Genomic DNA, 9,191 nt, shown 5'->3' with positions numbered 1-9,191 from the left:
CCTTGGGTGCTGGTTCGCGCCTCCGGCGGGCGGGCCTGCTGGGGGTACCCCGACCCCGCCCGGCCGCGCCATTCTTGTGTCCCGCTCGATACGTATGCTGTTTCCCCGATTCGCCCAGGCGACTTTCGTATTCCGGATGTGCATGTGTGCCATATTCGGGGCTTTTCCCTTTTCATCTGTCACAGCCGCCGTCCCTGTTCGGGCGGATCCGCGGCCGGCGTACCTCCCGCAGGCCCTTGTACGCGTACGGGTCGGCGCCGGCGACCAGGACGATGTCGCGGTGGTCCGCCTGCGCCATGGGCGTCCCCTCCGGGGGAGCGTCCCACGGCAGCAGCGACTCTGCGCTCATGTAGTGATTGACCAGGGCCCGCCGATAGCCGCTCCTGGCGGTGTTGGGCAGCGACTTGTGCAGCAGGTAGCCGTTGAACACGACCGCGGAGCCGGCCGTGACCTCCACGGGCACCGCGTCGGAGTCGTCGAACGGGAAGCCGTAGGACTCCACCGTGCAGTCGTAGCGCGGATCATCGTGCTCACGGTTCGGATACACCACGCCGGACCGGTGTGAGCCGGGCAGCACCCAGAGGCAGCCGTTCTCGATGGTGGCGTCGTCGAGCGCGAGCCAGACCGCCGTGAGCGAACGGTCGCGGGTCGGGATGAACATCTCGTCCTGATGCCAGGCCTGTCCCGGCTCTCCTTCGGACTTGATGAACAGCATCGACTGCATGGACTTCACGTTCGGGCCGATGATCGTGGTGAGCGGCGAGACGATCGCCGGATGGCGCATGGCGGCGAGCATCACTTCGGAGAGCTTGTGCGGGTAGTGGACGCAGAGGAAGCGGCGAAGGACGTCGTCGTCGGTGTCGGCGGGCCCGGCGGGGAGCGCCCCCTGGACGTCGCCGAGTTCGCCGCGGCAGATGCGGACGGCCTCTTCGACCAGCTTGCCGACCTCGCCGGGGCTGAACGCGTCCCGGAGGACGAGAAAGCCGTCGCGCTCGTATGTGCTCTTCAGTTCGGTGTTCGTCATGGCTCCATCCTCGAATCAGTAGCCGCGGACCTGCGGCCAGGCCAGCTCGAAGCCGTCGGCGCTCAGTTCGGCTTGGAAACGTTCGAGGTCGGCGGGGTCTTCGTGGACCTGCGCGGGTTCCAGCCGGTTCCGCAGGCAGTGCGCCGCCAGCGCGCCGGCCGCCTCGCCGATGTTCCATTCCACCGGGTGCAGGCGGTAGCAGCCGTTGGTGATGTGCGTGGTGCCGAGGTTCTTTCCGGCGGCCAACACGTTGCGGACGCGGACCGGCAGCAGTGCGCCCAGCGGGATCTGGAAGGGGCAGCTCGCCGCCGCAGCCGCAGCCCGGGCCAGCCGGTGCCGCCGTCGGGGCGGGGCGCCTCGGTCTGCAGCCAATAGAGCATGCTGAGCGCCTGGTCCCTGGAGCCCTGGAGATGCCGGGCGCGCTCGTCGTCGGTGACGCCGATCAGCGGGCCGGGCAGGTAGTCGATCTGCGGCCAGTTGACGATGACGACGTCGCTGGCCGCGAAGCCGGGCTCGAACACCTCGCGGCACACGATGCGCCGGAACACCCACAGGTCCTTGTCGCCCGGGTCGCGGCTCTGGTCGGCGACGACCGGGCCCGAGGGGGCGTGCGGCACGAACGTGCGCGGCGCCGGCTCCAGCGTGCGCGGGTCGGGCGCGACGAGGCTGAGCAGCCGGTCCGGCCAGCTCGGTGGCGTCGAGCACGTACGCCGCCCGGACATGGAACGGCTCGCCGTCCGGTCCCGCGAAGGTCACTCCGGCGACTCGGTCGCCGTCCACGTCGGCGGCCACCGGCCGGTGCAGGTAGCGGATCGTCAGCCGGCCGGCCGCGAGATAGGGGCTGACCATGGCGGCCAGCACCGCGGCGGCCACCCGCGGCTCGCAGCAGAGCCTGCTGACCGTGCCGCGCCCCAGGTTGAGGTCGGGCGCCTCCAGGGACTCTCTGGTCAGCGGGTACCAGGTGCGGTAGTGATCACGGATGGCCTCACGCAGCCTACGGTAGGAGCGGGTCGCGCCGAACTGCTCGATCCACGGATGCTCGTCCGGCGGCACGCCCTGGCTGGTGAGCTGCCCGCCCAGCCAGTCGGTCTCCTCGGTGAGCAGGACGGTGCGGCCGCGCCGCAGCGCGGCCAGCGCCGCGGCGACCCCGCCCATTCCGCCCCCGACCACCAGGACGTCGGCCTCGGCGCCGGTCACGCCGCACCACCCTTCTCGAAGAAGCCGACCTCGCCGCGTTCCATGAGGACGATGAGGCTGAGCAGCGCGCCCCAGGTCTGGAACGGCTCGCTGTTCGGCTTGTCGCACGCGCCGCCGTGGCTGCTGGAGTAGTTCTCGTGTACGTGGCGGTGCTGGTTCCATTCCTTGAGCACCAGCCTGGAGCTGCCTTCGGCGAGCCACGCGGCCGCGGACCGTTCCCCGGCGCGCAGCAGTCCCAGGTAGACGAGGAAGTTCACCGGCGGCCACGCGCGTCCCGCCCAGTAGCTGCCTTCGCTGAGGTCGATCGGCTCGCCGCGCGGTGAGGTCGGCAGCAGCCAGGTGCCGCCGAAGCCGTCTTCGGTCATCAGGTGCTCGGCCACCATGCGCCGGGTCCGTTCCCCCGCGCCGACGCCGGCCATCAGGGGGTAGAAGCTCATCGTGGACAGGCGTTCGGTCGGCAGCCCGGTGTCGGTGCGCCTGCTGCGGTAGATGCCGCTCGGCTCGTCCCACAGGGATTCCATCGCGGCTACGACGGTCGCGTGCCGCTCGCGCAGTTCCGCCGCGGCCTCCCGGTCGCCGAGGAGGTCGGCGAGGTCGGCGAGTGCCTCGCAGTCGGCCGCGTACAGGCTGTTCATCCCCACGTCGTGGGCGGCGAGCAGGCTCTTGGCCTGGTCGAAGGGCACGTCCTCGAAGACGGGGTGGCCGTCCCAGCCGGTCTCGCAGGTCGCGCCGAAGTGCTGGTGGATACGGGGGATGTCCTGCGGTGAGGGGAACTCGGGGTCGAAGTACGTCGAGCCGGCGCACAGCAGGTCGCCGTCCCTGCGCACCCGCCACCACCAGCGGTTCCAGGACAGCAGCGGCTCGAAGGTCTCCTCCAGGAACCACCGGTCGCCGAACCTGCGGTAGAGCTCGCGGACCACCAGCGAGCCCACCGGCGGCTGGGATCCGTCGTAGGTCTTGCGGCCGGTGCCCTGCTCGACGTTCGGGACGAAACCCTCCGGCGTCAGGGCGCGCAGCATCTCGACGGTGTTGACGTAGGCGAGTTCCCTGCTTGACACGGCCGCCAGCAGCGCGTTGAAGAACGCGTCCCAGCAGAACAGGGCATAGCCGCCGCGCTTGCCGACGTTCCAGAGCCGGCTGACGGTCGTGAGCACGCGGGACTGCGCGGGTTCGTAGATCGTGTTCCAGGAGATGGCGTCCCTGACGATCTCGCGGTGCTGCGCCACGGGGTCGGTGCCGGCCGTGCCGATCTCGGTGGCGGCGCGGGCGACGATCTCCGCGATCTCCGGCAGGTCGCGGGCGCGGCCGGTGCTGATGCCGACGGCGCCGGTCAGCTCCATCGCCAGGTACGGCCCGTCGATGTCGGTGTAGGGGTCGTCGACGTGCGGGGCGGTGCAGAAGACCTGGACGGTCCCGCCGGGTCCTTCGGCGGTGATCCGGGCCCCATCGCGGGTGACGGAGCCGGGCCGGTTCCACAGGTAGCCGACGCCGGCGGTCAGCAGCGCGCTCTTGTGCTGGTTGGCGGTGGGTGTCACCAGCACGACCAGGTCGGCACCCGCGTGCGCCGCCTGCACCCGGATCGTGATGCCCGCCCACGTCACGGTCGTCTCGGTGTAGCGGCCGTCGTAGGCGTGCCGGCCCAGGGTGACGGTCTCCGCGCCTTCGGTGCGGCGGCCGATCTGGGCGGCGCGCAGTGAGGTGCCCCGGTAGTACTCCTTCAGGCCGAGGGACAGACCCAGGGCGTCGGGGAGGAGCACGTGGGTGAGCACGCTGCGCGTGTCCCAGGTGTTCCACCCTCGGGCGAGCGAGGCCTGGATATGGGCGTAGTTCGTCATGCGTTCCTTCGGGGAATCCACACGCGCATGGCGTGCGGGCCGCGGTTGGCCCAGGCGTAGTAGGGGATCAGCGTGATGTCCGTGGACCGCGCCGGCGCCACCGGCTGCCCGTAGGGCCGGTACGGGGACTCCGCCGGTCCCCGCGCGAGCGCGCCGTCCGCCCTGAGCACGATCACGCCATCGAGCAGGTCCGGCCGGTGTTCGAGTCGCAGCGGCGTGGTGGGATCGATGCGGACGTCCTCCAGGACGACGCCAGAGGGCTGGTCGGGCTGTTCGATCGCGTACACCAGCGGCCCACGGGCGACGGCGACGCACCCGCGCGTGGCATCGACGCGGTCGTCGGCCACCAGGACCCGAGCGGGCATGGGCATCCGCAGCAGCACCCGATCGCCGGCCTGGAACACCCGGCGCGTACGGGCGTAGCCGCCGGACGCCACCGGCTTGTCATCCAGGGTGGATCCTTCGGCCCAGTCCGGTACGCGCAGCGCCAGTTCCACCTCACGCCCCGGCGCCTCTCGTACGGTCACCGTGACCAGGCCGTCCCATGGGTAGTCGGTTTCGACGTCCACGGTGAGGCCGCCCGAGGTCAGCGTGCTTTGGGCGTACAGGTGCACCTGGAGTCCGTCTTCCGTGCCGGTCGCCAGGTAGGTGGGGAGGCCGGCCAGCGTACGCATCACGTTGGGCGGGCAGCAGGCGCAGTTGAACCACGGACGGCGGCCGTACGCCGGTGACCGCTGCACATCACCCCGTGCGCCGGTCCGCCGGTGCAGCGTGTTGACGTAGAAGTAGTCCGCTTCGCGCAGCGACACCGCCGGCAGCAGGGCGTTGTACACCAGCAGCTCGAGCTGGTCGGCGTAGGCCGGTTCCCCGGTCGCCAGCAGCAGCCGCCACGCCCACTGCATCGCCCCGATCGCGGCGCAGGTCTCCGCGTAGGCCCGATCGGGCGGCAGCTCGTACGCCTCGCCGAACGCCTCGCCATCCCAGCGTGAGCCGACCGCGCCGGTGATGTGCTGCTTCTGGCGGCGCATCGTGTCGTACTGCCGGCGTACCGCGGCCAGCAGTTCGGCGTCGCCGGTCTCGATGGCGACGTCGGTGGCGCCCGCGGCGAAGTAGAGGGCGCGCACGGCGTGCCCCTCCACCGTCTCGGCCTCGCGTACGGGAAGCCGGTCGGAGTAGTGGGCGGGGTCGCCGTAGTGCGAGGGGTCGAAGCCCGGTTTCGCGGCCCGACCGTACCCGCGGGCTTCGACGAAGTGACGAGCCAGGTCCAGGTACCGGCGCACGCCCGTCTGCCGGTACAGCTCGACCAGCGCCATCTCCACCACGGGGTGCCCGTCCAGCTCACCGCGCCGATCGGGCCCGAAGGTGTCGGCGAGCTGGTCGGCGAACCGGGTGGCGACCCGCAGCAACTGGACCTCGCCGGTCGCCCGCGCCGCGGCCACGGCCGCCTGGATCAGGTGGCCGGCGCAGTAGAGCTCGTGGCTCGTCCACAGTCGCGCGTACCGTTCCTCGCCGCGGATCTGGACGGCGGAGTTGAGGTATCCGTCGTCGCGTTGCGCCGCGGCGATCGTCCGGCTGAGCTGGAGCAGGTGGTCCAGCAGCCCTTCGTCGGGACTGCGCGCGTGCTCCCAGGCGACCGCCTCCAGCCATTTGTAGACATCGGAGTCCCGGAAGCTCGCGCCCTGGGCCGTGCCGGTGGCCTCCCCGGCGGCGATCCGGAGGTTGCCGATGTTGCCCGCCTCGAGCAGCCGTTCATGTCCGAGCGGGATCGCGGCGCGGTTGGCGGCCAGCCGCCGCGCCCAGAACCCGCCGACCACGCGGCTGCCCGAGAGCGGCAGCGGGCGCAGCGCCACCGCGGCGGTCGAGGTGGGCGCGGCCGGGCCGCCGGGGGCCGTCACGCTCGCGCCTGTCGTCGGAACCGGACGGCGTCGGCGATGACCACACCGTCGGCCGCATCGCTCAGCTCGACATATCCGTCGAGGCCGGCTCGGAAGGGGAAGGTGCCCAAAGAGATCCACTCGCCCATGCGGGCCTCGGGCACACCGCGCACTTTCTGGTTGACGGCCACCGGAGTCGTGCCTTCGGCGTGGTGGACGACGTACGGGGCGTTGGTCGCCCGGTTGGGGTCGGCCGCGTAGGAGACGAGCACTTCATAACGGTCGTCGCCCGGGAGCGCCGGTCGCCACCGCGCGAGGTTGGCGCCGGTGCCGCGAGCGTGCGTCAGGTAGTTGAATCCGTAGTAACCGAAGACGCCTCTGCTGCTCGGCCAGGTGCCGGTGGTGTCGAAGCCGAGCCCGCCGTTGTCGACGGTGACCTCCTCGCGGACGTCCGGTGCGGCGGAGGCCTGGATGAGGCTCAGCTGGTCGAGTGAGATGGCGGTGCCGCCACCCCGGCCGGCGCCGGCCAGCGTGAAGCGGATGGTGTGCAGGCCGGGTCGCAACCTCATCCGGTCCAGCAGAACGACGTCGTAGCCGTCACCGCGGAACGACGTCAGATCCAGCGTGGAGTTACGCGGCGTCTTCCCGTCCACGGTCACCGCCATGAGGCCCCCGTCCCCGGATCGGTAGTAACGCAGCCATAATTCCTGCTCACGGCTGCGGGCGGCGACGATGAAGGGGTACTCGATGAAGTCCCCGGTCGCGGCGGGGGCGAAGGCCGCGCGGGCACCGCCGCGCGCGGTGGCTTCGCTGACCACCGACGCCGTCCCGCCTGACCGGCGTGCCCGCACGGCCGTGCGACCCAGGTCGTGCGTCATCTCGGTCAGCTTCGGGCCGGTGGCCAGGCTGTCTCGGCCCTGCGTCACCCACTCCAGGTTGAACCGGGCGGCGGCAACGCGCCGTGGGGTGCCGTCGAGGTCGCCGTCGCAGCCGTACAGGAGAACGATCGTGCCGTCCGACAGGCGCGCCAGATCCGAGTAGTATCCCCGGCCCGGGTTGACGGAGCGGGCATACCTGAAGGAGTAGCCTTCGTCGTAGCTCACCGCGACCGTCATGTTCCAGCGCATCGGCGCGTCGGGCCGGCTGAACAGCATGCGGTTGACGTCTCGGCTGCGCGGTCCGCCGGTGTAGCGCAGGAGGCTGGTGTCGACGCCGTTGAAGAGTCCGGGGCTGAAGTCCATGGTGGGGGGTGACCAGGTCAGACCGCCGTCCACGCTGACCGCGATGTCGCGCGGCCAGTCGTTGCCCGAACCTGGCCGGCTGTTCATCACCACCGTGCCGTCCTCGCGCTGCACCAGCCTGGCCTCCCCGACGGTGGGATAGCCCGCGGCCATCGGCACCTCGCCGCCGGCCTGCCACGTGCTGCCGTGGTCATCGCTGTAGAGGGTCGAGGCGCCGTAGTGGCGCTCGGTGGTGGGGACGCCGCTGATGATGGTCCGGTGGGAGACGGTGAGGATCAGCCGGCCCGAGTCGAGCTGGATGCCGTGACCGGGCCCCGGGCCGTGCATCGCCCAGTTGTACGGGAAGTGGTCGAAGAGGCCGGCCAGGCTGCGCCGCTCGCTCCAGGTGGCGCCGCCGTCCTTGCTGGAGGTGACGTACATCGTGCTGGAGTCGGCGGAGCAACTGGTGTTCTCCGGCAACTGCACGCAGAGCCCGTAAAGCAGGAACACCTCGCTCGTCACCCGGTCCACGACGAAGGTGGGGTTGGACCAGGACTGGCCGTCGACGGAGAGCGCCACCGCCTCGGACGGGCTCCAGGTCTGCCCTTTGTCGGTGCTGCGGCGGATGAGCAGGTCGTGCGGTCCGGCGTCGCACACCAGGTGCCGGCCTTCGGTGCAGGCCAGGATCGTGTCGTCGGGTAGTACGGCGAGGGCGTGCACGTGGTAGCTGGCCAGGGGATCCACGGCGGAGTCCCACAAGGTGGACTCCGCGAAGAACGGCTCGGCTCCGGCCGGGGAGGCCGCGGCGGGGGAAGGCAAGGCGGTCGTGGCGGCACCTGCGGCGAGCCCCAGGGCGAACGTCCGTCGGCTGATGGGCATGGGCATACGACTCTCCTCGGATGAACTTCCTGAGGACAGGACTGGGCGGGGGTCGGTTTACTCGGGTTGACGCGCTGCCCGCAGAGCGTCTGGCCGCACAAGGTCTCGCAACGGGGCCAGCGCGCTGCGCAGCGCGGTGAGCTCGGATTCGGTGAGGGGCAGGAACGGCGCGGCGGCGTGGGGCGGGCAGAGCCCCAGCTCGTGCAGCGCGGTCTTGATCACGACAATGCCGCTGGACGCCGGCCGGATCGCGAAGAGCGCGGCCAGCCGGTCGACGTCGCCTTGCCGTGCGGCCGCGGCGGCGTGGTCTCCATCGCGGCCGGCCTTGAGCAGGTCGACGCAGAGCGCCGGCGCGAGCATGCCCACGCCCGGCACCAGCCCGGCGGCCCCCAGGCGCAGCCCTTCGGCGAGCTGCCGTTCGGTGCCCTGGGCCACCTGGAAGGCGGGCCGTTCCCGGGCCAGCGCGCAGAACTCGGCGAACAGGGTGGTGTTCCCCGAACTGTCCTTCAAGCCGACGATGGCCGGCTCCTCGAGCAGGCGGCGTATCAGGGACACGGGGATCGGATTGCCGGTGTAGCCGGGACTGTTGTAGATCACGACGGGCCTGCCGTGGCCGGCGGCGTCGCGGAAGTGCGCGTGCAGTTCGCGTTCGGTATGCCGGAAGTAGGACGGTGCGAGCACGACCACGGCGTCCAGGTCGAGGCCGTCGAGGCACTCCATGCGTTGGAGGGTCTCCCGGGTGCCGGTGCCGGCGGCGGTCACCATGATCCGGGCGGACGCCCCGGCCAGCTCGCGCCACATGGCGGCCACTTCCACCGCGTACGTACGGACGGCGTCGGCGGGCAGCAGCGGGCCCTCGCCGTTGGTGCCGGCCAGCATCAGTGTGGTGACGCCGCCGGCCGCCAGATGCGCCAGCAGCGGCCGGACGGCCGGTGGATCGGGCCGCCCACGCCGGTCGAGCGCGGTGACGAGCGGAATGATCACCCCGGCGACCGGATGGTCGGACGGGTCGGCAACGGTGGCCATGGGACCTCCCTCGGCGAGTGATCCGGACGGTACCGGCGATCAGTCCCGGATGCCAGATGATTATGGGTATTAGCATTTCCGCTGCATTGCCGGGGGCCATTCTGTCCCAGGTCCATTGACATCTCACAGAATCGAG

At 71.1% G+C, this 9,191-nt stretch carries 6 protein-coding genes; all 6 read right to left on the bottom strand.

Features of this window, described 5'->3' with window-relative positions; translation table 11 throughout:
• Positions 1-172 precede the first annotated feature (172 nt).
• Genes KLK06_RS41525 through KLK06_RS41500 form a run of 6 tightly spaced genes read right to left on the bottom strand, consistent with a single transcriptional unit; the run spans position 173 to position 9,055 of the window.
• Positions 173-1,024 (bottom strand): phytanoyl-CoA dioxygenase family protein, encoded by an 852-nt coding sequence (locus KLK06_RS41525; protein WP_214641195.1) that lies wholly within the window; start codon positions 1,022-1,024, stop codon positions 173-175.
• A gap of 15 nt (positions 1,025-1,039) precedes the next feature.
• Positions 1,040-2,221: an FAD-dependent oxidoreductase gene (locus KLK06_RS41520; protein ID WP_308168690.1), complete on the bottom strand. Its 1,182-nt coding sequence runs from the start codon at positions 2,219-2,221 to the stop codon at positions 1,040-1,042.
• Entirely contained in the window at positions 2,218-4,056 is a 1,839-nt protein-coding gene (locus KLK06_RS41515; protein WP_214641194.1) for a trehalase family glycosidase, read from the bottom strand. The genes KLK06_RS41520 and KLK06_RS41515 overlap by 4 nt, the downstream gene beginning before the upstream one ends.
• On the bottom strand, positions 4,053-5,951 hold the full coding sequence (locus tag KLK06_RS41510; RefSeq protein ID WP_214641193.1) for a beta-L-arabinofuranosidase domain-containing protein: 1,899 nt from the start codon (positions 5,949-5,951) through the stop codon (positions 4,053-4,055). The genes KLK06_RS41515 and KLK06_RS41510 overlap by 4 nt, the downstream gene beginning before the upstream one ends.
• Positions 5,948-8,035, bottom strand: a complete 2,088-nt coding sequence (locus tag KLK06_RS41505) for an exo-alpha-sialidase (RefSeq protein WP_214641192.1) — start codon at positions 8,033-8,035, stop codon at positions 5,948-5,950. Before KLK06_RS41505 ends, KLK06_RS41510 begins: the two co-directional genes overlap by 4 nt.
• 51 nt (positions 8,036-8,086) lie before the next feature.
• Positions 8,087-9,055 carry a dihydrodipicolinate synthase family protein gene (locus tag KLK06_RS41500; protein ID WP_214641191.1) on the bottom strand — a complete coding sequence of 323 codons (969 nt, stop codon included), beginning with the start codon at positions 9,053-9,055 and terminating at the stop codon, positions 8,087-8,089.
• Between the last annotated feature and the right edge of the window lie 136 nt (positions 9,056-9,191).

This window comes from Nonomuraea sp. NEAU-A123 (genome assembly GCF_018603905.1).
In the GTDB taxonomy this organism is placed as follows: domain Bacteria; phylum Actinomycetota; class Actinomycetes; order Streptosporangiales; family Streptosporangiaceae; genus Nonomuraea.
Note: the sequence above shows the minus strand (reverse complement) of the source record. Positions and strands in the feature narration are given on the sequence as shown.